Source organism: Nocardioides nitrophenolicus, from assembly GCF_016907515.1.
GTDB lineage: Bacteria > Actinomycetota > Actinomycetes > Propionibacteriales > Nocardioidaceae > Nocardioides > Nocardioides nitrophenolicus.
On sequence record NZ_JAFBBY010000001.1, the window covers coordinates 2,407,270 to 2,427,044 of the forward strand.

20 protein-coding genes are annotated in these 19,775 nt (G+C 73.6%); 3 read left to right on the top strand and 17 right to left on the bottom strand.

From position 1 onward, the window contains the following. Positions 1-2: 2 nt before the first annotated feature. From JOD66_RS11740 to JOD66_RS11795, 12 genes are all read right to left on the bottom strand, one after another. Complete coding sequence (locus JOD66_RS11740; protein ID WP_204837057.1) at positions 3-992, bottom strand: type IV toxin-antitoxin system AbiEi family antitoxin domain-containing protein; 990 nt, start codon at positions 990-992, stop codon at positions 3-5. A gap of 131 nt (positions 993-1,123) precedes the next feature. Continuing rightward, entirely contained in the window at positions 1,124-2,188 is a 1,065-nt protein-coding gene (locus JOD66_RS11745; protein WP_204837058.1) for a histidinol-phosphate transaminase, read from the bottom strand. Then, on the bottom strand, positions 2,185-2,970 hold the full coding sequence (locus tag JOD66_RS11750; protein WP_275579816.1) for an amino acid ABC transporter ATP-binding protein: 786 nt from the start codon (positions 2,968-2,970) through the stop codon (positions 2,185-2,187). The genes JOD66_RS11745 and JOD66_RS11750 overlap by 4 nt, the downstream gene beginning before the upstream one ends. Then, on the bottom strand, positions 2,967-3,887 hold the full coding sequence (locus JOD66_RS11755) for an amino acid ABC transporter permease (RefSeq protein WP_204837059.1): 921 nt from the start codon (positions 3,885-3,887) through the stop codon (positions 2,967-2,969). Before JOD66_RS11755 ends, JOD66_RS11750 begins: the two co-directional genes overlap by 4 nt. Positions 3,888-3,898: 11 nt before the next feature. Next, entirely contained in the window at positions 3,899-4,789 is an 891-nt protein-coding gene (locus JOD66_RS11760) for an ABC transporter substrate-binding protein (RefSeq protein ID WP_204837060.1), read from the bottom strand. Positions 4,790-4,905: 116 nt separating this feature from the next. Further along, entirely contained in the window at positions 4,906-5,436 is a 531-nt protein-coding gene (locus tag JOD66_RS11765; RefSeq protein WP_204837061.1) for a hypothetical protein, read from the bottom strand. Continuing rightward, positions 5,423-7,198, bottom strand: a complete 1,776-nt coding sequence (locus JOD66_RS11770; RefSeq protein ID WP_204837062.1) for an alpha/beta hydrolase — start codon at positions 7,196-7,198, stop codon at positions 5,423-5,425. The genes JOD66_RS11765 and JOD66_RS11770 overlap by 14 nt, the downstream gene beginning before the upstream one ends. After that, positions 7,195-7,503, bottom strand: coding sequence for a hypothetical protein (locus tag JOD66_RS11775; protein WP_204837063.1), 309 nt, complete (start codon positions 7,501-7,503; stop codon positions 7,195-7,197). The genes JOD66_RS11770 and JOD66_RS11775 overlap by 4 nt, the downstream gene beginning before the upstream one ends. Continuing rightward, positions 7,500-8,027 carry a hypothetical protein gene (locus JOD66_RS11780; RefSeq protein ID WP_204837064.1) on the bottom strand — a complete coding sequence of 176 codons (528 nt, stop codon included), beginning with the start codon at positions 8,025-8,027 and terminating at the stop codon, positions 7,500-7,502. The genes JOD66_RS11775 and JOD66_RS11780 overlap by 4 nt, the downstream gene beginning before the upstream one ends. Before the next feature lie 43 nt (positions 8,028-8,070). Then, a complete protein-coding gene (locus tag JOD66_RS11785; RefSeq protein ID WP_204837065.1) occupies positions 8,071-8,802 on the bottom strand; it encodes an IclR family transcriptional regulator in 732 nt (243 codons plus the stop codon). Between the two features lie 8 nt (positions 8,803-8,810). Continuing rightward, the gene (locus JOD66_RS11790; protein WP_307823459.1) at positions 8,811-9,929 is read right to left on the bottom strand and encodes a YihY/virulence factor BrkB family protein; all 1,119 of its coding nucleotides are present in this window, start codon (positions 9,927-9,929) and stop codon (positions 8,811-8,813) included. Positions 9,930-10,025: 96 nt separating this feature from the next. Continuing rightward, the gene (locus tag JOD66_RS11795; RefSeq protein WP_204837066.1) at positions 10,026-10,601 is read right to left on the bottom strand and encodes a TetR/AcrR family transcriptional regulator; all 576 of its coding nucleotides are present in this window, start codon (positions 10,599-10,601) and stop codon (positions 10,026-10,028) included. Between the two features lie 115 nt (positions 10,602-10,716). Between JOD66_RS11795 and JOD66_RS11800 the strand changes: the two genes are divergently transcribed. After that, positions 10,717-12,399 carry a 3-ketosteroid-delta-1-dehydrogenase gene (locus JOD66_RS11800; protein ID WP_204837067.1) on the top strand — a complete coding sequence of 561 codons (1,683 nt, stop codon included), beginning with the start codon at positions 10,717-10,719 and terminating at the stop codon, positions 12,397-12,399. Positions 12,400-12,630: 231 nt separating this feature from the next. On the opposite strand, the gene JOD66_RS11805 is transcribed toward JOD66_RS11800, so the two are convergent. From JOD66_RS11805 to JOD66_RS11820, 4 genes are all read right to left on the bottom strand, one after another. Next, positions 12,631-13,002, bottom strand: a complete 372-nt coding sequence (locus JOD66_RS11805; RefSeq protein WP_204837068.1) for a nuclear transport factor 2 family protein — start codon at positions 13,000-13,002, stop codon at positions 12,631-12,633. After that, positions 12,999-14,561 (bottom strand): FAD-binding protein, encoded by a 1,563-nt coding sequence (locus tag JOD66_RS11810; RefSeq protein WP_204837069.1) that lies wholly within the window; start codon positions 14,559-14,561, stop codon positions 12,999-13,001. The genes JOD66_RS11805 and JOD66_RS11810 overlap by 4 nt, the downstream gene beginning before the upstream one ends. 121 nt (positions 14,562-14,682) lie before the next feature. Further along, positions 14,683-15,483, bottom strand: coding sequence for an IclR family transcriptional regulator (locus tag JOD66_RS11815; protein ID WP_204837070.1), 801 nt, complete (start codon positions 15,481-15,483; stop codon positions 14,683-14,685). 255 nt (positions 15,484-15,738) lie between these two features. Continuing rightward, on the bottom strand, positions 15,739-16,728 hold the full coding sequence (locus JOD66_RS11820) for a MarR family winged helix-turn-helix transcriptional regulator (RefSeq protein WP_204837071.1): 990 nt from the start codon (positions 16,726-16,728) through the stop codon (positions 15,739-15,741). Positions 16,729-16,936: 208 nt separating this feature from the next. Between JOD66_RS11820 and JOD66_RS11825 the strand changes: the two genes are divergently transcribed. Both JOD66_RS11825 and JOD66_RS11830 read left to right on the top strand, forming a co-directional pair. After that, positions 16,937-18,121 (top strand): acyl-CoA dehydrogenase family protein, encoded by a 1,185-nt coding sequence (locus JOD66_RS11825; RefSeq protein WP_204837072.1) that lies wholly within the window; start codon positions 16,937-16,939, stop codon positions 18,119-18,121. Between the two features lie 22 nt (positions 18,122-18,143). Beyond that, positions 18,144-19,076: a VOC family protein gene (locus JOD66_RS11830; RefSeq protein ID WP_204837073.1), complete on the top strand. Its 933-nt coding sequence runs from the start codon at positions 18,144-18,146 to the stop codon at positions 19,074-19,076. A 78-nt stretch (positions 19,077-19,154) separates the two neighbouring features. Here JOD66_RS11830 and JOD66_RS11835 read toward each other — a convergent pair whose 3' ends face one another. Beyond that, the gene (locus JOD66_RS11835; RefSeq protein WP_204837074.1) at positions 19,155-19,703 is read right to left on the bottom strand and encodes a flavin reductase family protein; all 549 of its coding nucleotides are present in this window, start codon (positions 19,701-19,703) and stop codon (positions 19,155-19,157) included. Positions 19,704-19,775: the final 72 nt, after the last annotated feature.

Here is a 19,775-nt window from a genome sequence, read left to right on the forward strand (position 1 = left end):
GTTCATCCGATCCGCGCCGATCCACGCCCGTCCGCGGGCCGACATTGCGAGCAGGCGGTCGGCGCACCGGCCCAGCCGCGGAGCTGGAAGAGCGCGCCGAGCTTCGCCGCGGTGCGGCACGGCCGGCCGAGTACCTGCCCGTAGCCGAGTCGGACGGTGTCGGCGCCTCCCAGGGCGGTGTCGAGATCGCGTTCGAGGTCGCGGTCGCGGGCCGTCGCGGAGTCGTGGAACAGCCGTCCGTCCAGCTCGACTACCTGCTGCCAGCGCGGGCGCCCGCCCCCGTGCACGACGTCCCGGAGCATCGGCCGGCCGTCGGCGTCGACCGCCGGCACCTGGCGCTCGCCCGGTGGCAGTCCATGGGCGCGCTCGACCCGGACCAGGTAGGCGTGCTCCAGGACCGAGCAGGTCCCGGCCGCGACATCGGCGAGTACGGCGACGACCAGGTCCCGCTGGGAGAGCCGGGTCATGGTCGACGCGCGCGCCAGCAGGCGGTCGGCGGTCGTCCGCCGGCTGCCGCAGGCGTCGGCGAGCACCGCGACCAGGCTCAGCTCGTCGCGGGCCCGATCGGCGAGCTCGACGATCGCGTCGTCGTACCGCTGTCGAGGGGGGCTGAGACCCACCTGGACCGCCTCGGCGAACCGTCGCGTGCTGCGCACCCGGACGCCGGCGAGGGCGGCCGGATGGCGTCCGTGCCGCACGATCACCTCGATCGGCTCGGCGTCGTCATGTCGTCGCCGTCCCGGGCCCTCGTGGGCGCGGACCGCCGCCCACCCGCCGAGCGCCGCCGGCCAGCACGCCAGCACCGCCGCCCACGCGCGCTGCCGCCACGTCGGCGGCCCGGTGTGGTTCACGTAGACGCCGGGATGGACTTGAGTCCATTCCCGGCGCCGGAGCATCCGCGCCACGTCGACCCGGCTCCAGCCGCGGTCCAGCGCCTGGCGGCGCGAGATCACCCCGTCCTGGCGCTCCAGCAGCTCGTCGACCTCGTTCATGAGGACGGTGTGCTCCCTGCGCCGGCCGTCGACACCTGGCGCCTCCGCGCCTGTGGATGGGAGCGTGATCGACCGGTGCGGTGTGACATCGGCGCGGATCGGATGAGCCTGCCCGATCCGATCGCCGCCGCTCACTCCCAGCCGGCGAGCACCTCCGCCAGCACCGCCCGCAGGTCCGGGTCACCGACGGTGATCCGGACCCCCTCACCGTCGAACGGGCGCACCAGCAGGCCGTGCTCGCGACACAGCTCGGCGAAAGCCGACGACCGGGGGCCCAGCGGGAGCCAGACGAAGTTCGCCTCCGAGTCAGGTACGACGATCCCGCGCGACCCGAGCAGCGCGGCCACCCGCGCCCGCTCCTTCCGGGTGGACGCGACCCGGTCGGCGAGCGCCGACGGGTGCGCGAGGGAGGCGAGGGCGGCGGCGACGGCGATTGACGAGACGGGGAAGGGCGGGAGGACCGAGCGGACGGCACCGGCGACCCCCGCGGACGCGACGAGGTAGCCCACGCGCAGGCCGGCGAGCCCGTGGGCCTTGGAGAACGTCCGCAACACGGCGACGTTGCCCCGCGCCGCCAGCGCGGGCACCGACATGGTGTCGGGCCGCGGGCGCGCGTCGTACTCCGTGTAGGCCTCGTCGAGCACCACCAGCACGTCCGGAGGAACCGCGTCGAGGAAGCCCGCGAGGTCGGCCCAGGGCACGACCGTGCCGGTCGGGTTGTTGGGATTGCAGACGATCACGAGCCGGGTCGCGGGGCCGATCGCGGCCGCCATCGCCGGCAGGTCGTGCGACCCGTCCGCCCGCAGCGGGACCGCCACGGACCGGCCGCCGGCGACCTGGACGCTGAGCGGGTACGCCTCGTACGAGCGCCACGCCGTCACGACCTCGTCACCGGGCCGCAGGTAGGCCAGCAGCAGCCGGTCGAGGAGCGGCAGCGCCCCGTCGGCCACCGCCACCGAGGAGTCCGGGACTCCCAGCGACACCGCCAGGGCGGCGGCCAGGTCGGCGCCCCCGATCAGCGGGTACCGCGTCGCGCCCGCGACGGCGGCGAGCGCCGCGTCGAGCACCGGCCCGGTCAGGCCACCGGGCGCCTCGTTGGACGAGGCCCGGACCCGCACCGGTACGTCGCCGGCCGCCACCGACGAGTAGGCCGCCAGCCCGGCCAGCTCCGGCCGGGCCACGGGGGCAGCGCTCACGCCAGCACCTTCGAGAGGAATGCCTGGGTGCGCGCCTCGCGGGGTCGCTCCAGCACCTCGGCCGGCGGACCCGACTCGACGACCACGCCGCCGTCCATGAAGTACACCCGGTCCGCGACCTCGCGGGCGAAGCCGAGCTCGTGGGTCACCACGATCATCGTCATCCCGTCGTCGGCGAGCTGCCTCATCACCGCCAGCACGTCGCCGACCAGCTCGGGGTCGAGTGCCGAGGTCGGCTCGTCGAACAGCATCAGGTCGGGCTGCATCGCCAGCGCCCGGGCGATCGCCACCCGCTGCTGCTGGCCGCCGGAGAGCTGCGAGGGGTAGTTGTCGACCCGGTCGGCGAGACCGACCCGCTCGAGCAGGGCCCGCGCCCGCCGCTCCACGACCGAGCGCTTCTCCCGGCGTACGACGATCGGTCCCTCCATGACGTTCTCCAGCGCGGTGCGGTGCGCGAAGAGGTTGAAGCCCTGGAAGACCATGCCGATCCCGGAGCGGCGGACGGCGACCTCGCGCTCGTTGAGCTCCTTGAGCTTGTCGCCGTGCGGGCGGTAGCCGACCCGGTCGCCGCCGACCCACATCTCGCCCCGGTCGAACTTCTCCAGGTGGTTGATGCAGCGCAGGAAGGTGCTCTTCCCGGACCCGGACGGCCCGAGCAGGCAGACCACCTCGCCCCGGGCGACCGACATGTCGATGCCCTTGAGCACCTCGACGTGGCCGAACGACTTGTGCACGTCCCAGGCCTGGAACATCGGCTCCTCGCCGACCTCGACCGCACTCATGCGACCGCCTCCTCCTTGCGCGCGACGCGGCTTCCCCTGCGGCTCACCCGGTGGTTCGAGAAGCCGCGGCCGAAGTGCCGCTCGATGAAGTACTGACCGACGGAGAGCACCGCCGAGATCGCGAGATACCAGAGCGCGGCCACGATGAGCAGCGGGATCGTCTGGTAGGTCCGCGAGTAGATGTTGGACGCCGTGGTCATCAGCTCGGTGTAGCCGATCACCAGCACCAGCGCGGTGTGCTTCAGCATGCCGATCGTCTCGTTGCCGGTCGGCGGGATGATCACCCGCATCGCCTGCGGCAGCACCACCCGGCGCATCACCTGCGAGCGCCGCATGCCGACCGCGCTGGCCGCCTCGGCCTGGCCGGGCGGCACCGAGAGGATGCCGGAGCGCACGATCTCGCTCATGTACGCCGCCTCGTTCAGGCCGAGCCCGAGGAGAGCCGCCGTGAGCGGCGAGATCAGCTCGTTGGCGCTCCACGACATGCCGCCGACGCCGATGGTCGGGTAGAGCGCGGCGAGGAAGTACCAGAACAGCAGCTGCACCAGCAGCGGCGTACCGCGGAAGAACCAGGAGTAGGTCCACGCCGCCGACGACAGGATCGGGTTCGGCGAGAGCCGCAGTACGGCGATCACGATGCCGAGCCCGACGCCGATCGCCATCGCGGCCGCGGTGAGCATCAGCGTCTTCGCGACGCCCTGCAGGATCGGCTGGGCGAACAGGTAGTCGCCCACGACGTCCCACTGGAAGCGCTCGTTGCCGACGACCTGGGTGATCCCGCCCGCCACGACCAGGAGGACCACCCCGGCCAGCGCCCAGCGGGCCGGATGCCGGGTGGGGAGGACCACCCGGGCGTCCCGCCCGTCGCGCGCGGGCCCGGGCCGGGACGGGGCGGCGCTCGCGGAGCTGTCGGTCACGGGCACCGAGGTCACTGCGTGCCGCCGTTGATGGTGAACTCGTCGATGGCTCCGCTCTCCAGACCGAACTTCGCCAGCGCCTTGTCGTAGTCGCCGTTCTCCTTGAGCGCCTGCAGCGCCTGCTGGACGGCCTGCTGCAGCTCGTCGGTGCCCTTCGCGAACACGATGCCGAACGGCTGCGACTCGTAGGGCTTGCTCATCACCAGGCCCTCGGTCTGCGAGGCGGCGTACGCACCGGGCGCGCTGTCCATCAGGATCGCGTCGACGCGCTCGTTCTGCAGCGCGAGGATGACCTGGTTCTGGCCCGGGAAGACGGTCGCCTTGATCGGCTCCTTGCCGTCGGCCTCGCACTGCTTCGAGGCCTCCTCGGCCTGCGGGACCTCGGTGGTGCCCTTGACGACCGCGACCGAGGTGCCGCACATGTCGGCCAGCGTGGTGTACTTCCCGGCGTCCGCCTCGTGGGTCATGATCCCGGCGCCCGCGGCGAAGTAGTCGACGAAGTCGACCTCCTTCTGCCGCTCCAGGTTGTCGGTCATCGCCGACATCGCCATCTGGTAGCGGCCTGAGGCCAGGCCCGGGATGATCGCGTCGAAGGCGATGTTGTCGAACACGATGTCGATGCCGAGCTGCTTCTCCAGTCCGTCGGCGATCTCGCGGTCGATGCCCAGCACCGTCTTGTTGTCGGTGTCCAGGAACTCGAACGGCGGGTACTCGACGTTGCTCGCGATGGTGATCGACTTCTCGCCCTGCAGCTCCTTCGGGAGGGCGCTGTGGAGCGGGGCGGACTCGTCGAACGACGGCTTCTCGTCGGCCTCGCTGCTGCCCCCGCAGGCGGAGAGCAGCACGGGGAGGGCGAGGGCGAGAGCGGCGGCGGAGAGGGAGAGGTGGCGGGGTCGCGTCATGATGCGGTGCGCTCCTGGCGGCTGGTGGGTGTCGTGGATCACAGGAGGATCCGGCCGCGGAGCAGCCCGCAACAATCGCCGTTCCCACGGCGTGGGAACCGGGCGTTTCGCTGACGTTATTTCTCGGTGGCGAGCAGGTCGACGCGGTGGTCGTCGTCGTCGAGGAAGCCGCCGTCGGCGACGTCGACGCACTCGGCACTGGTGACCGCGAAGCCGAGCAGCCGGTCACCGTGCTTGGCCTGCGAGAGGCCGAGTCGCAGTCCGTCGCGGCTCAGGTTGGCCCAGGGGCGCGCGCCGTCGACCCCCTCGGTGTCGACCGTCCAGCCGGCGGTCACCAGGGCGTCCCGCGCCGCCGCGAACTGCCCGACGACCTGGTCGGGGGTGCCGGCGACCGCACCGCCGGTGCGGTAGGTGACGCCGGGCGCCGGCTCGGAGCGGCAGTACTCCGCGACCCCGGCCGCGCGGGTCACCTCCAGGCCCGCGCCGGCGAGCGCGTCGATCACCTCCCGGGTCCGCGCGACGACGCCGTCCTGCAACGTGGTCAGCTCGTCCGCGCCCTGCTGCTCGTCCACGCCGCACCCTCCCAGGCTCAGGACGACGACCACCGCCGCGGCGGCCGTGCCCGCGGCCAGGCTACGGAACATCATCGGCCCGGGTGTCGGAGCGGCCCGGGACGTTGGTCGTCGGGTCGCGGTCCTTCTCGGGGTCGACGGCCCACCGCCACCACGGGTCGTAGCTCTGCGCGGCGCCGTTGACCTGGTCTCCGTGCCCGTCGACGATCTTGCCGAGGTTGTAGAGCGACTCCGACTCGTGGTCGTAGTAGCGGCTGTGGTCGTCGAAGTTGCGGATCGAGCCGCGGTCCACCGACTCGGCCTCGAACCGGTGCGCCCCGAAGTCCTCCGACGACGGGTCCACGCCGAGCCCGCCGGGGTTGTGGTACCAGCCCTCGTCGCCGAAGAAGGCGACCGCGTCGCGACTGTTGCGGCCGTCGTAGACATGGTCGGCGCCGACGCTGAAGTCGGCCGCGGTGTCGGCCGGGCCGGCGCCGGGGCTGCCGATGAGGACCACGTCGTCGGCGGCCAGGTCGTGGTCGACGGCGGCGTACGACGTCGTCGTGGAGCCGTAGCTGTGTCCGATCACGGTGAGGTGGGCGGGGTCGTCGGACCGCGACGCGCGCAGCCCCTCGACCGCGTCGGCGAGCCGACGACCGCCGTCCTCGGCGCGGCCGGTGGTGATCGTGTCGAGGTCGACCGCTCCCTCGGGGGTGTTGTAGCCGAGCCAGAACAGGGTCGCCACCGACGACCCGTCGCCGTTGTAGCGAGCCGACTCGTAGAGCCGGATCGCCTCGTCGGTGTAGCCGCCGACGTCGTCCATCTCGGACTTGATCCCGGGGACCTGCACCGACACGTCGTCGGCGGTGTCGAGGTCGCCGACGCCCACCGCGACCCGGCCGTCGCCGTCGAAGGCGGCCGGGTCGTAGAGCCACAGGCTGCCGCCCGGCTTCTCGCCGGTGGTGGGGTCGACGAAGCCGTCGGCCTTCGCGACGGCCTTCCGGGTGGCCTCGGCGTTGGCCAGCACCTGGCGCTCGTCGTCGGAGAGGGTCCCGTCCGCCTTCTTGGCCCCGAGCCGGGCGAGGTCGTCGTCGAGCAGCACCCGGTTGGCCTGGTCCCGCGCGTCGGCGGGCAGCCCGTCGGCGGAGCCGATCAGGCCGGGGTACGCCGCGATCACCGCCTCCCGTTCGGCGTCGGTGAGGTGCTCCCACCACTCGCGCACCTGGGCGGGCGTGGCGCCGGTGCCGGGCGCGCCCGGCCGGCCCATCGCGCCGCGCGCCGTCTCCGATGCCCCGCCCTCCGCCGAGAGCCCCTCGGCCAGGGTGTCCGCGGCCTGGAACGCCTGGCGCAGCAGGTCCTCGTTCTCCCGGACCCGGCGCTGCAGGGCGTCGTGGTCGGTGACCAGGGCGGCGTAGTCGGCGCGCAGGTCGGTGGCCCGCTCCCGCAGCCCCGCGACCACCTCGGGCGTGGCGTCGGTGGCGGCGTCGATGTCGGCGACCAGGGTGGTCCGGCGCTCGTCGAGGGCGCCCTTGCGCTCGACCAGGGTGTCGTGGGTGCCGGTCAGGTCGCGCAGCGTGTCGGCGTACGACGTCACGGCGCGGCCGACCCGGCGCACCGTCGCGGCCATCGCGGTGTGCTCGGTGGCGGCCTTGCCGGAGGCGACCACGTAGGCGTCGTAGGCGACGCCCCACCAGTAGCCGGTGAGGTTGCGCAGCTGGGTGGCCTCCTCGCCGAACTCCTCGTAGCGGGCGGCGGCGGTGTAGAGCGTCTCGGCGAGGGTGTCGCACCGCGCCGCGTCGCCGGGTGGCTCCGGCAGGGCGGCGGGCCGTGCGGCCGGGACCTCGATGGTGACGGTCACCGCTCGGGCCCCAGCCTGCCGTCGAGCTCGGCGTAGCGCTGGTCGACGGTGTCGTCGGTGGTGAGGTAGTCGTCGGAGGCGGCGGTGAGCGCGTCCGCGAAGCCCCGGGCGATGACCGCGCTCTCGCCCGCGAACCCGGCCCAGCGCTGGAGGAAGAGCGCCCCGGCGGGCTGCACGCTCGGCGGCAGGCCGGAGGTGCTCGCCGTGCTGAGCGAGGTCTTCGCGCCGGTCATCAGCTCGTCGAGCCGCTGCCAGTCGCTGATCGACTGCCGCATCAGGCTCAGCTCGAAGCCGGAGACGCTCACCGGTCGTCCTCCAGCAGGTAGCGGCCCGAGCGGACGGTCAGGAAGAACCGACCGGTCGCGGGCACCAGGACCAGGTCGAGCTCCTCGCGGCCGGACCGCGCCCGGCGCCCCGCGAGCACCCGCGGCATGCCGTCGGGCGGGGCGAGCACCCGCCAGCCCTCGTCGCGCAGGCTCGCCGCGGCCCGCTCGAGGGTGCCGGTGGCGAGCACCGGGTCCACGGCCAGCAGCGTCCAGGTCGCCTCGTGACGCATCAGGCCCGGGGCCGGCCCGGTGGTCCACGCGGAGCGCTGCTCGTCGGGGACGGTGCCGCCGACCAGCAGGTCCCACAGCTCGGCCACCCGGGCCAGGCACTCGGCACTCGCGTCGGCCACGCTCGTCGGGGCCGGCTCGGGCTCGGACTCCTCGGGCGCCGCCGCCGGTGGCAGCAGGACCAGGTCGACGTCGGGATGCCGCCGGCGTACCACCGACCAGAAGGGGTCGGCGGCGACCTGCGCCGCCACCCGGGGTCCACCCAGGAAGGCCATGCCCCTCCCTTCCCGAGGGGTCCCGCGACCAAACCGGGGCGGATCAGGCGTCGATCTCGGCCGACATCTCGGCCGCCGCGGCCCGCAGCAGCCGGGTCGCGCGACGCACCCACTCGGCGTTGTCGCAGCGCTCCGACGGCCCGGCGATGGTCAGCGAGGCGGCGCACTCGCCGTTGCTGAACACGGGGACGGCGACGGCGATCGCGCCCTCCTTGAACTCCCCGCGCGAGACCGCCAGCCGGTCGCGGCGCACCTGGGCCAGGGCCGCGGGCAGCTCGGCCGCGGTGATCGTCGCCGCGGAGTACGACACCAGGTTGGCGAGGGCGACCTCGACGATCGGGCGGGGCGCATGGGCGAGCAGCAGCCGCTGCCCGGCGCCGGCGTACAGCGGCAGCAGCTCGTTGATCCGGAAGGCGTAGCGGTCGGGAGCCGGCGAGACCGACTGGCGCAGGCAGATGGCGTGCGACCCGGCGCGCACGGCGAGCACCGCGGTCTCGCCGGTCTGGTAGGTCAGCGTGCGCAGGTACTCCCCCGCCACCTCGGCGAGCCGGGTGTGGGTGAGATGCTCCCCGGAGATCTCCATCAGCCGCCAGCCGGGCACGTAGACGCCCTGGGACTCCTCGATCAGGCCGTAGTCGCGCAGCGAGCGGACATAGCGGTACGCCGTGCTCGTGGCCAGGCCGAGCTCCTCGGCGACCTCCGCGACGGTGACCTGGCCGTTGCGGGCGATCGCGATCAGGACGTCGAGCCCGCGGGTGAAGGAGTTCTGGGCCATGGCGCGGCTCAGACGGAAGGAGGCAGGTTGACCGGCTGGGTCGGCTCCTCGGCCGCCTCGGGCCGCGGCGGCCGGCCGGGGATGTGCTGCTTGTGGACCTTCTCCGTGCGCGGGTCGAGCACGATCTCGTGGGAGTCACCGTCGCGGCCGTCGAAGCGGACGGCGACCGTCTCGAAGCCCTTGTGCCGCTGCATCTGGGCGTACATGGCGTAGGCCCGGCGGTCCGCCTCGGTGAGGTCGACCGAGTCGGTGAACGGCGTCAGCAGCGCCCGCGGCCACAGCTTGCGGGCGAGCACCACGTTGACCTCGATGCCGAGGACGCCCATCACGGCGCCGATGTAGAGCAGGCCCATCAGGCCGAGGACCACGCCGAACGCCTCGGTCATGTTGTTGCGGTGGGTGCTGGCGATGACATTGGTGACGTACCAGGTCCCGATCCACTGCAGGAACTGCCAGAGCACGGCGACGGTGAAGCCGCCCGGCGCCGCCCGGATCCCGCGGTCGCGGATCGCGCGGGCCGCGGCCATGCGCAGCAGCACCGTCATCATCGAGCCGAGGAGCACCAGGGACAGCAGGCGCACCAGCCAGTGGAACCACCCGTGGTTGGACAGGTCGCCGACCAGCTTGGTCTCGGTCAGCACGGCCGAGCCGACGAAGACGGTGAAGATGGCCGTCCCCGCGACCGCCAGGATGAACAGGCTGTTGACCCGGGTCATCACCGGGTGCGGCCGGCTGTTGCGCGGCACCGCCCACGCCGCCGACTGCACGTTCTGCAGGGCCAGGCCGAGCCCGAGCGCGCCGTACAGCGCGGTCAGCGAGCCGACGACGATGCCGCCCGTCGACCCCTGGATCCCGTCCGGGCGGCCCAGCGCGTCGCCGATGATCGGGAACTGCCCGAGCGCCGAGTCGAGGACCTGCTCCTGCAGCGCCTCGCGGCCCTCGAGGATGAAGCCGAGGATCGACGTACCGAGCAGCATGAGCGGGAAGATCGACAAGAACGCATAGAAGGTCAGGATCGCCGCGAGGTAGTTGCCCTGGTCGTCGAAGAACTTGTAGACGACCGCGAGCGGGAAGCCGACGGACGAGCGCTTGCGCTGCGCTCGATCGATGTCCCCGACAACTCCCACAGGCGCAACCTATGACATCGGGTGTCACCACCCGACGAGGGTCGGTACGACGCTCCGGTCGGACCTCGGTCGGCGACCGGCTCGGCGGGGCGCGGGTCAGCCGGTCGCCGCCCCGTCGAGCAGCAGCAGCCGGCCGGCCCGCACGATCCCGGCGCGCAGGTCGTCGTCGTCGATGTCGGCGCAGCTCGGGTCCTGGGCGGGCCCGAGCAGCCCGGAGAGGAAGAGCGCGACCTGCAGCCGGGTGCCCGGGTCGGGGCCGGGACCGGTGAGCAGGCCGCGCAGCCGGGTGAAGAGCTCGTCGTGGCCGGGGTCGTTGCGGATGTACTCCTCCACGGCCGCGTCCTGCAGCAGCACCGCCCAGCGCTGCCGGTGGGTGACCGCCTGGTCGGCGAGCCCGATGATGGCGGCCTCGGTACGGGTGCGCGGCTCGTCGTGGGCCTCGGCGGTGCGGACGAGGGCGTCGATCGCCTCGAGCGCGGGGGCCAGCACCGCGGCGACGACCTCCTCCTTGGTGGGGAAGTGGTGGTAGACGGCGGCCTTGGTGATCCCGGCGGCGCCCGCGATCTGCTGCAGCGACGTACCCGAGACGCCGTGGGTGGCGAACAGCCGGGTGGCGGCGTCGAGGATGCCGCCGCGACCCGGTCGGACGCGTTCGGGGGCGCTGCTGCTCATGACCGCATCATCGCCCATCGGCCGGTCCCGCCGTGGGCCTGGGCTTTACCTGTCATGCGGTCTAGACTAACTAGTCGATCGGCTAGTTTGCCGCGACCCTGCGAAAGGACCCGCCATGTCCGACACCACCGTCGACCTGCTCGTCATCGGCTCGGGCACCGGGCTCGCCGCCGCCCTGAGCGCCCGCGAGCAGGGCCTCGACGTCCTCGTCGTCGAGAAGACCGCGTACGTCGGCGGCTCCACCGCCCGCTCCGGCGGCGCGTTCTGGATCCCCGCCAACCCCGCCCTCCTCGAGGCCGGCTCCCGCGACACCCTCGAGCGCGGCGAGACCTACCTCGACGCCGTCGTGGGCGACAACGCCCCCCGGGCCCGCTGGCAGGCCTTCCTGCGCCACGGCCCCGACACGATCACGATGCTGCGCCGTACGACGGGCCTCAAGTTCATGTGGGCCCGCGGGTACGCCGACTACCACACCGAGCTGCCCGGCGGCGACGCCGCGGGCCGCAGCGTCGAGAGCAGGCCGTTCGACGCCTCCGTGCTCGGCGAGTCGCGCGAGCTGCTGCGTCCGGGCGTCGTCGAGGCGCCGGTGCCGATGCCGGTCACCGGCGCGGACTACAAGTGGATGAACCTCGTCGCCCGCAAGCCCGGCAAGGGCCTGCCCCGGATCCTGCGCCGCGCGGCGCAGGGCATCGGTGGCATGGCGCTCGGTCGCGACTACCTCGCCGGCGGCCAGGCCCTCGCGGCCGGTCTCTTCGCGGGCGCGCTGCGCGCCGGCATCCCGATCTGGCGCGAGACCTCGCTGGTCGAGCTCGTCACCGAGGGCGACCGCGTGGTCGGCGCCGTGGTCGAGCGCGACGGCGCCCGCGAGACGATCCTCGCGCGCAAGGGCGTCGTCCTCGCGGCCGGCGGCTTCGACCACGACCTGGCGATGCGGCACCGCTACCAGGCGGAGTTCCTCGAGGACTGGAGCCTCGGCAACGACGGCAACACCGGCGACGCGATCAAGCTCGGCGCCGAGGTGGGCGCCGAGCTGACGCTGATGGACCAGACCTGGTGGTTCCCCGCCGTCGCGCCGCTGCCCGGCGGTGCGCCGCAGGTGCTGCTCGCCGAGCGCTCGCTGCCCGGGTCGATCATGGTCGACCGGCACGGCCGCCGGTTCATCAACGAGTCGATCGACTACATGACCTTCGGCCAGACCGTCCTCGAGCGCGACCGCGCCGGCGACCCGGTCGGCGCGATGTGGCTGGTCTTCGACCAGGCCTACCGCAACAGCTACGTCCTCGCCGGCTCGCTCTTCCCGCGGATGGCGCTGCCCCGGGAGTGGTACGACGCCGGCATCGCCCACCGCGCCGCCTCCGCCGCCGAGCTGGCCCGCGCGACCGGCCTGCCCGAGGCCGCGCTGACCGAGACGCTCGACCGCTTCACGGGGATGGCGGCGGCGGGCATCGACGACGACTTCCACCGCGGCAACAGCGCGTACGACCGCTACTACGGCGACCCGACGGTCACCCCCAACCCCAACCTGCGCCCCCTCGACCGCGGCGACCTGTACGCCGTCAAGGTGGTGCTCAGCGACCTCGGCACCTGCGGCGGCCTGCGCTGCGACGAGCACGGCCGTCCGCTGCGCGCGGACGACAGCGTGATCGAGGGCCTCTACGCGATCGGCAACACGGCCGGCAACGTCTTCGGGCGGGCCTACCCGGGCGCCGGCGCGACCATCGGCCAGGGCCTGGTGTTCGGCCACATCGTCGCCACCCACGCCGCGCGGCACGCGGCCTCCGCGGTGGTCACGGCCTGATCCGGGCGGGTCGCTGTAACACGCAGTCCGCCGCTGTAACACGCAGTCCACGTCGCGACACGCCGTGCGACACGCCGACGAAGCGCCGACTGGGGTCGGGTAGGCCGGCGGACTACGTGTTACAGCGGCCGGGACCCGCCCCGACCTGCCCCGCCGGGACCCGCCGGGACCCGCCCCGACCCGACCTGCCCCGCCGGGACCCGCCCCGCCCCGCCCCGACGCAACCCCGCCTCAGGCGGGCCGGACCACCATGTCCTCGGGCGCCCAGAACGCCCGCATGGACGTGATCCTCCCGTCGGCGTCGAAGGTCATCACGTCGATCGGCTCGACGACGTACTGCTGGTCGCCGGCGTCGGTGGTGACCCGGAACGAGAACGCCGCCTGCCCCTCCACCGCTCGTACGGCGAGCAGCTCGGTCGCGACCCGCGCGCCCGCGAGCGCGCCGTAGAACTCCTCGATCGCCGCGCGCCCGCGCAGGACGTCGGCGCCGACCGGGTCCTCGAGCGTCGCGTCGGGTGCGTAGAGGGCGGCGATGGCGGCGGGCGAGCCGCCGGCGACGGCGTCGAGGTAGCGGGCCACCGCGGCCCTGGCCTCGGCGCTCACCGGGCGTCCCCGTCGCCGGCGCCCTCGGCCATGGCACGCACCGCGAGGTGGCTGAACAGCATGCTGGTGCCGATCGGGTTGCCGCCGCCCGGATAGACGGTGCCGCTGGGCGCGGCCATGGTGTTCCCGGCGGCGTAGAGCCCGGGGATCGGCGTACCGTCGGCGGTGAGCACGCGTGCGGAGGTGTCGGTGCGCAGGCCGCCCTTGGTGCCGAGGTCGGAGATGCCGAAGGCCGCCGCGTGGAAGGGGCCCTCGTCGATGCTCACCAGCGGCGGCTCGCCGCCGGAGAAGAAGCGGTCGTAGGCCTCCCCGCCTCGCCCGAAGTCCGCGTCGCAGCCGTCGGCGACGAGCTGGTTGAAGCGCTCGACGGTGGCGACCAGGGCGTCGACCGGTACGCCGATCAGCGCGGCCAGCTCGGGCAGCGTGTCGGCGGTGTGCCACAGGCCCGCGGCGACGTACTGCTCCTCGTCGACCATCGAGACGTTGGTGGCGCGCACCGGCGGGATCGAGCCCTCCTTGTCGTCGTAGACCATCCAGTACGGGCGGGTGACGCCCTCGTCGTCGGTGAGGTGGTCGATGATCGCCCGGCCGAGCCGGTCGTAGGGGGCCGACTCGTTGACGAAGCGCCTGCCCTCGCCGTCGACGAAGATCCCGCCGGTGAACCACAGCGCGAACGCCGAGCGCCCGTCGGGGTGGGTGAGCCCGGGCGACCACCACGCCTCGCCCATCAGGTCGACGTCGCCGCCGACCGCTATCGCGGCCTGGTGGGCGCGCCCGACGTTGGTGGGCGGGCCCATCGTGTCGCGGGCGACGCCGGGGACGCCGTACTTGCGGCGCAGCTCGTCGTTGGCCTCGAAGCCGCCGGCGGCCAGCAGCACGCCGCGGCGCGCGCGGATCGCCCGGCGTACGCCGTCGTGCTCGACGATCGCGCCGACCACGACGCCGTCCTCGACGACGAGCTCGGTGAGCGCGGTCTCGCGGACCAGCGTCGCGTGGGGGTAGGTCGCCAGCGCGGTCAGGAAGCGGGCGACGAGGGCACGGCCGCCGACGAACAGGTCGTCGGGCGGGGGCGTGCCGAGCCGGTCGTTGTCGAGCGGCCCGCGCACGACCTCGCGCAGCTCGGGTGCGTCCGGCACTGGCAGCGGGGTCGGGATGATGTGGCGCTGCCCGTCGCGGCGCGCCTTGGGCGCCTCGCCGAAGTAGTCGGGCCACGGGTAGGGCTCGAACGAGAGGTGCGCGTCCTCCTCGAGATAGGCGATCAGCCCGGCCCCGCCGCGGACGTAGGTCTCCTGCAGGTCGGCGGGGGTGCGCTCGCCGACCACGGCGCGGTAGTACTCGAGCGCGTCCTCGACGGTGTCGTCGGTGCCGGCGCGGAGCAGCACCGGGTTGGCGGGGAACCAGGCCCCGCCGCCGCCGGAGTAGGCGGTCGTGCCGCCGAACTTGTCACCGGCCTCGACCAGGCACACGCTCAGCCCCTCGCGGGCCGCGGTGTAGGCGCCGGCCATGCCGCCGGCGCCGGAGCCCGCCACCAGTACGTCGTACTCCTCTGCCCAGTCCATCGTGTTCCTCTCACCGGTTCGCGACGCCGACCTCCGGCGTCGTGGCGGCGACGCTAGGGAGCATCCCGGCCCGGCTCCGGCGGTCCTCCCGTCCTGCGGGAGTCGGCCGGCGCGGCCCGGATCAGCGCAGCCAGGATCGGCCCTGGAGGCGGCGCTTGGGGAAGAGGACGCCGGCCACGCGGTGGGCCTGGTTGAGCAGCAGCGGGCCGACCCGCGCGGGCGGGAGCTCGCCGGGGACGGCCAGCGAGATCGCGGCGACGGCACCCTGGGGGCCGAGGACGGGGACGGCGATCGAGGCGATGCCGGTGACGGGGTCGGCCGGCGCGTGGACCACGCCGCGGCGCTGGCGGGCGGCGGCGAGCTCGCGGTGCAGCAGCGCCAGCCGGTCGGCGGCCAGCCGTGGGCCCAGCACGTCGTCGACGTACTCGGGCGCCCGGCAGGCGAGCAGCGCGCGCCCGCTCACGGTGTCGCAGGCGAGCAGCCGGGCGCCGACCCGCGAGGGAACGGCGCGGGCCACGGAGCCACCGATCTTGTCGAGGTAGTGGACCCGGTCGCCCTCGAGCGCGGAGAGGTGGGCGACCGCGCCGGTGAGGGCGTGCAGCTCGTTGAGGAACGGCGACGCGGCGACCCGCACCTCCTGGTGCTCGCCGGGCCGGCCGGTGAGCGTGGGCGCGTGCGGCCCGAGCCGGTAGCCACGGGTGTCGTGCTCGACCCAGCCCTCCTCGATGAGCTGGCCGAGGATCCGGAAGGCGGTGGAGCGGGGCAGCCCGGTCAGCGCCATCACGTCCTCGAGCATGAGCCGGTCGGGCGACTCGCTGAAGGCGTTGAGGATCCGGGTCACCCGGCCCACGACGCCCAGTGGGGTACGCCGGTCGTCGGGGTCGGTGGCCGCGGACGCGGCGGGCAGTGCGGTGACGGTCATGGATGCTCCTCGACGGTGGTGCCTCCCCCCGAGTGTGAGCACTGACACAGGGTAAATCAAGTGGACGGAACGCACGTATTCTCTGCGGCTCGATGCGCCTCAGTTCGCGACTCCCGCCCAGAGGGAGCGCTCGTGATCGCTGAAATGGGGGTCTGACCTGCGGAAATGTCTGCCATGACCCTTCACCAAACTACTTGCCGAACGGCTAGTTTTAGTGGATCGATTGCACGGAATTTTCTCGACCCAGCTCGCCGCTCACAGCTCGGAGATCAGCCCCCGAGCGCTCAGCGCGGCGACGTAGCGCTCCACGAGCGCCGCCCAGCCGGCCCGCTCGGCCTCGTCCAGCGGACCCAGCGCGGCCACCAGGTCGGTTCGCTGCGCGGCACCCAGCCGGCGCACCTGGGCCACCCCGCGCCGCGAGCAGCGCACCAGCGTGGTGCGCCGGTCGAAGGTGTCGGCCGCGCGCTCCACCAGGCCGAGCTCCTGCAGCCGGCTGACCCGCTTGCTGGCCTGGGTGTGGTCGACCCAGGTCCGCTCGGCCAGGTCGGAGACGGCCAGCGGGCCGTGCCTGTCGACGACGACCAGGGTCAGGTAGACCGGCGGGCTGAGGTCCGGCGCGTGGTCGCGCAGCAGCTGCTCGAACCACCGGGCCTGGGGCAGCCAGGCGAACAGCCGGATCGCGGCCTCGCCCAGCGCCAGCCGCGCCTCGGTGGGACGCACGTCGTCGGTGGCGACCAGCCGCTGCCACAGCTCGGGCGCGGCGGAGTCGGGCCGGTCGGCCAGCCACCCGCTGAGCCCGGCGTGCACCAGGCGCAGCCAGCGGGCCAGCGCGGCCACCTCGTCCTCGCTCCAGTCGGCGGTCGCACTGAGCGAGGCGTCGGCCCAGCTGCGCAGGGACCGGTCCATCACCGGCTGCGCCGCCGGGGCGACCCGCAGCAGGGTGCGCCGTCCGTCGGCGGGGTCGGCCTGCCGGGCGACGTACCCGAGCTCCTCGAGCCGGCGGGCCTGCCGGCTGGTCCGGGACAGGTCGGTGGCCAGAGCCGCGGCCACGGTGCTCGTCGGCACCGGCGGGCGGCCGTTGAGGTACTCCAGCAGCCGCAGGTCGGCGGCCGGCAGCGAGACGCCGCCGAGCTCCTCGAAGATCCGGGTGTGCTCGCGGCTCTCGGCGACCCTCGCGAAGACGTTGAGCAGCCCCAGCGTCGTGCTCTCCAGCGAGGGGGTCGGCTCGCTCGTCGGGGACGTCACCACGGGCTCCCTCCGGTCGTCGGTCTGGTCAGGCTCGCGCCCGATTCTCGCGCGCCGCCGATCGCTGCCGGACGGCGGGAGAGCAATGGGTCCGGCCGTGCCCGGTTCGCGCTCAGTTCCCGCCTGGCGGGAGAACGCCCGGCAGGAGGGGGCCGGCGTTGCGACGGTGACCCCACGACTGCCCGAGCAGTCCCGGAGGAGGAGAACCATGGGCCACGAAGTCCTGTCCGCGATCGAGGAGCGCGCCGAGCAGATCGCCGCGACCGGTGCGGCCAACGAGAAGCTCGGCAAGCTGGACGACCAGGCGGTCGCCCTGCTGCGCGAGACCGGCGTGATGAAGATGCTGCAGCCGGCCAAGTACGGCGGCCTGCAGACGACCCCGGCCGAGTTCGCCGAGGCCGTGATGAAGGTCGCCGCGTGCGACGGCGCGACCGGCTGGGTCGCCGGCATCGTCGGCCTGCACCCGTGGGAGATGGCGATGATGGACTCGCGCCTGCAGGAGGAGGTCTGGGGCGCGAACCCGGACGTCTGGATCGCCTCCCCCTACGCCCCGATGGGCATGCTGACCCCCGCCGACGGCGGCTTCACGTTCTCCGGCCGGTGGCAGTTCTCCTCGGGCACCGACCACTGCGACTGGATCTTCCTGGGGGCCACCATGGCCGGCCCCGACGGCGCGCCCGACTTCGCGGCCGGGATGTACCACGTGGTCCTCCCGCGCGCCGACTACACGATCGTCGAGGACTCCTGGGACGTCGTGGGCCTGCGCGGCACCGGGTCCAAGGACGTCATCGTCGACAACGCCTTCATCCCCGACTACCGGGTACTCGGCTACGACCGGCTCACCGACGGCTCCGCGCCGCGCGACGCCGGCCTGGACGACCCGACGTACCTGATGCCGTTCACGACCGTCTTCCCCAGCGGCATCACCTCGGCCGTCCTGGGCATCTGCGACGGCGCGCTCGCCCACCACCTCGCCTACCAGACCAACCGGCTCCAGATCACGGGTACGGCGGTGCGCGAGGACCCCTACGTGCTCTCGGCCATCGGTGCCGCGGCGGCCGAGATCCACGCGTCCAAGGTGGCGCTGCTCGACAGCCTGCGCTGGAGCTACGACCGGGTGGCCGCGGGCCACGAGCTGACCTTCGCGGAGCGCTCGAAGAACCGGCAGACGCAGGTCACCGCCTCGTGGCGCGCCGTCCGCGCCATGGACGAGATCGTGGCCCGCTCGGGCGGCAACGGGCTGCGCCTGGACCACCCGATGCAGCGCTTCTGGCGCGACGGCCACATGGGCCTCGCGCACGCGATCAACGTGCCCGGCCCCGTCCTGCACGCCTCGGCCCTCGGCGAGATGGACCTCGTGCCGCCGCCGGGCCCGCTGCACTCGATGATCTGATCCCTGGAAGGAAACCACCCCGATGACCCAGAACGTCCGCCACATCCGCTCGCTCGGCTACCTGCGCATGCAGAGCCAGGACATCGCCCGCTGGCGCGAGCTCGCCATCGACACGCTCGGCTTCCAGGAGGTCGCCGGCGCCGACCCCGACGGCCTCTACCTGCGGATGGACGAGCGCCCCGCGCGCCTCGTCGTCCTCCCGGGCGGGCCGGACCGCGTGCTCAGCATCGGCTGGGAGGTGCGCGACCACCTCGCCCTCGCCGCGGTCGCCCGCGACCTCGAGGCCGCCGGCGTCGCGGTCAAGCCGCTCACCGACGACGAGCTCGCCGACCGCCGGGTCGAGGGCGCGATCGGCTTCACCGACCCCGGCGGCAACCCGACCGAGATCTTCTTCGGCCCCGAGCTCGACCACAGCCCGGTGCGCACCGGCTTCGCGCAGCGGTTCGTCACCGGCGACCAGGGCCTGGGCCACGTCGTCGTCCCCACGACCAGTCCGGAGGAGACCTACGCCTTCTACGTCGAGACGCTCGGCTTCCTGCCGCGCGGCGCGATGAAGGCCGGGCCGCCGATCGACGGCTACCAGCCGCGGGTCCGCTTCCTCGGCGTCAACCAGCGCCACCACAGCCTCGCGCTCATCGGCGCCCCCCACGGCGAGGCGCCGGGCCTGGTCCACTTCATGGTCGAGGTCGACGAGCTCGACGCCGTCGGCCGCGCGCTCGACCAGGTCAACCAGCGCGGCTTCTCCATCTCGTCGACGCTGGGCCGGCACACCAACGACAAGATGGTGTCCTTCTACGTCCGCGCGCCCGGCGGCTGGGACGTCGAGTACGGCACCGACGGCAGCCGGGTGGACGAGACGTCGTACACGTCGGAGGAGATCACCGCCGACTCCTACTGGGGCCACGACTGGTCCGGCTCCGAGCCGCTCGCGGCGTTCGTCCCGCCCTCCGCCTGACCCTTCCCCGTCGTACCGGACGAAACGGTCGTGAACTCGTCGAGTTCACGACCGTTTTGCCCGGTACGACGGGCGACCTCAGCGCCAGTGCTCGTTCCACCCGAACAGGTCCGGCGGCACGAGCACCCCGTCGCCGTCGACCCCGAACCGCCCGCGGTAGAAGACCAGCGGCCGCCCGGTGCGGGGCGTCTCGAGCGCGAGCACCCGCCCGATCACGACGTCGTGGTCGCCCTCGACGTGCACCGAGGCGACCTCGGCGTGCACCCGGCACAGGACGTCGGGCAGCGCCGGCGTCCCCCACTCGGACGTCGTCCAGGCGAGCTCGTCGAACTTGCGCCCCTTGCTGGAGCCGAAGCGCTGGCACAGCTCGGTCTGCTGCTCGCCGAGGATGTTGACGCTGAACCTGCCGGCGGCCCGGATCCGCGGCCAGGTCCGGCCGCGGTGGTCGGCGCAGAAGAGCACGAGCGGCGGGGTCAGCGACACCGAGGCGAAGGACTGGCAGGCGAAGCCGACCGGTCCGTCGGCGTCGAGTCCGGCGACCACGGTGACGCCGCTGGCGAAGCTGCTCATCGCCCGGCGCATCCGCTCGGGGCTGGGCTCGTGCGGGGCGAGCGCGGTCTGGGGCATCGGTACTCCTCGGTGGGCCAGGGTGACCCCGTGACGCTAGGCGCTCGGCGAGCTCCGGCCGGGCTCTTCTCC

Coding starts and splice junctions, on each gene's coding strand:
- JOD66_RS11740 (WP_204837057.1), bottom strand. CDS start 992: ATGAACGAGGTCGACGAGCTGCTGGAGCGCCAGGACGGGGTGATCTCG.
- JOD66_RS11750 (WP_275579816.1), bottom strand. CDS start 2,970: ATGAGTGCGGTCGAGGTCGGCGAGGAGCCGATGTTCCAGGCCTGGGAC.
- JOD66_RS11760 (WP_204837060.1), bottom strand. CDS start 4,789: ATGACGCGACCCCGCCACCTCTCCCTCTCCGCCGCCGCTCTCGCCCTC.
- JOD66_RS11765 (WP_204837061.1), bottom strand. CDS start 5,436: ATGATGTTCCGTAGCCTGGCCGCGGGCACGGCCGCCGCGGCGGTGGTC.
- JOD66_RS11780 (WP_204837064.1), bottom strand. CDS start 8,027: ATGGCCTTCCTGGGTGGACCCCGGGTGGCGGCGCAGGTCGCCGCCGAC.
- JOD66_RS11785 (WP_204837065.1), bottom strand. CDS start 8,802: ATGGCCCAGAACTCCTTCACCCGCGGGCTCGACGTCCTGATCGCGATC.
- JOD66_RS11795 (WP_204837066.1), bottom strand. CDS start 10,601: ATGAGCAGCAGCGCCCCCGAACGCGTCCGACCGGGTCGCGGCGGCATC.
- JOD66_RS11800 (WP_204837067.1), top strand. CDS start 10,717: ATGTCCGACACCACCGTCGACCTGCTCGTCATCGGCTCGGGCACCGGG.
- JOD66_RS11810 (WP_204837069.1), bottom strand. CDS start 14,561: ATGGACTGGGCAGAGGAGTACGACGTACTGGTGGCGGGCTCCGGCGCC.
- JOD66_RS11815 (WP_204837070.1), bottom strand. CDS start 15,483: ATGACCGTCACCGCACTGCCCGCCGCGTCCGCGGCCACCGACCCCGAC.
- JOD66_RS11825 (WP_204837072.1), top strand. CDS start 16,937: ATGGGCCACGAAGTCCTGTCCGCGATCGAGGAGCGCGCCGAGCAGATC.
- JOD66_RS11830 (WP_204837073.1), top strand. CDS start 18,144: ATGACCCAGAACGTCCGCCACATCCGCTCGCTCGGCTACCTGCGCATG.
- JOD66_RS11835 (WP_204837074.1), bottom strand. CDS start 19,703: ATGCCCCAGACCGCGCTCGCCCCGCACGAGCCCAGCCCCGAGCGGATG.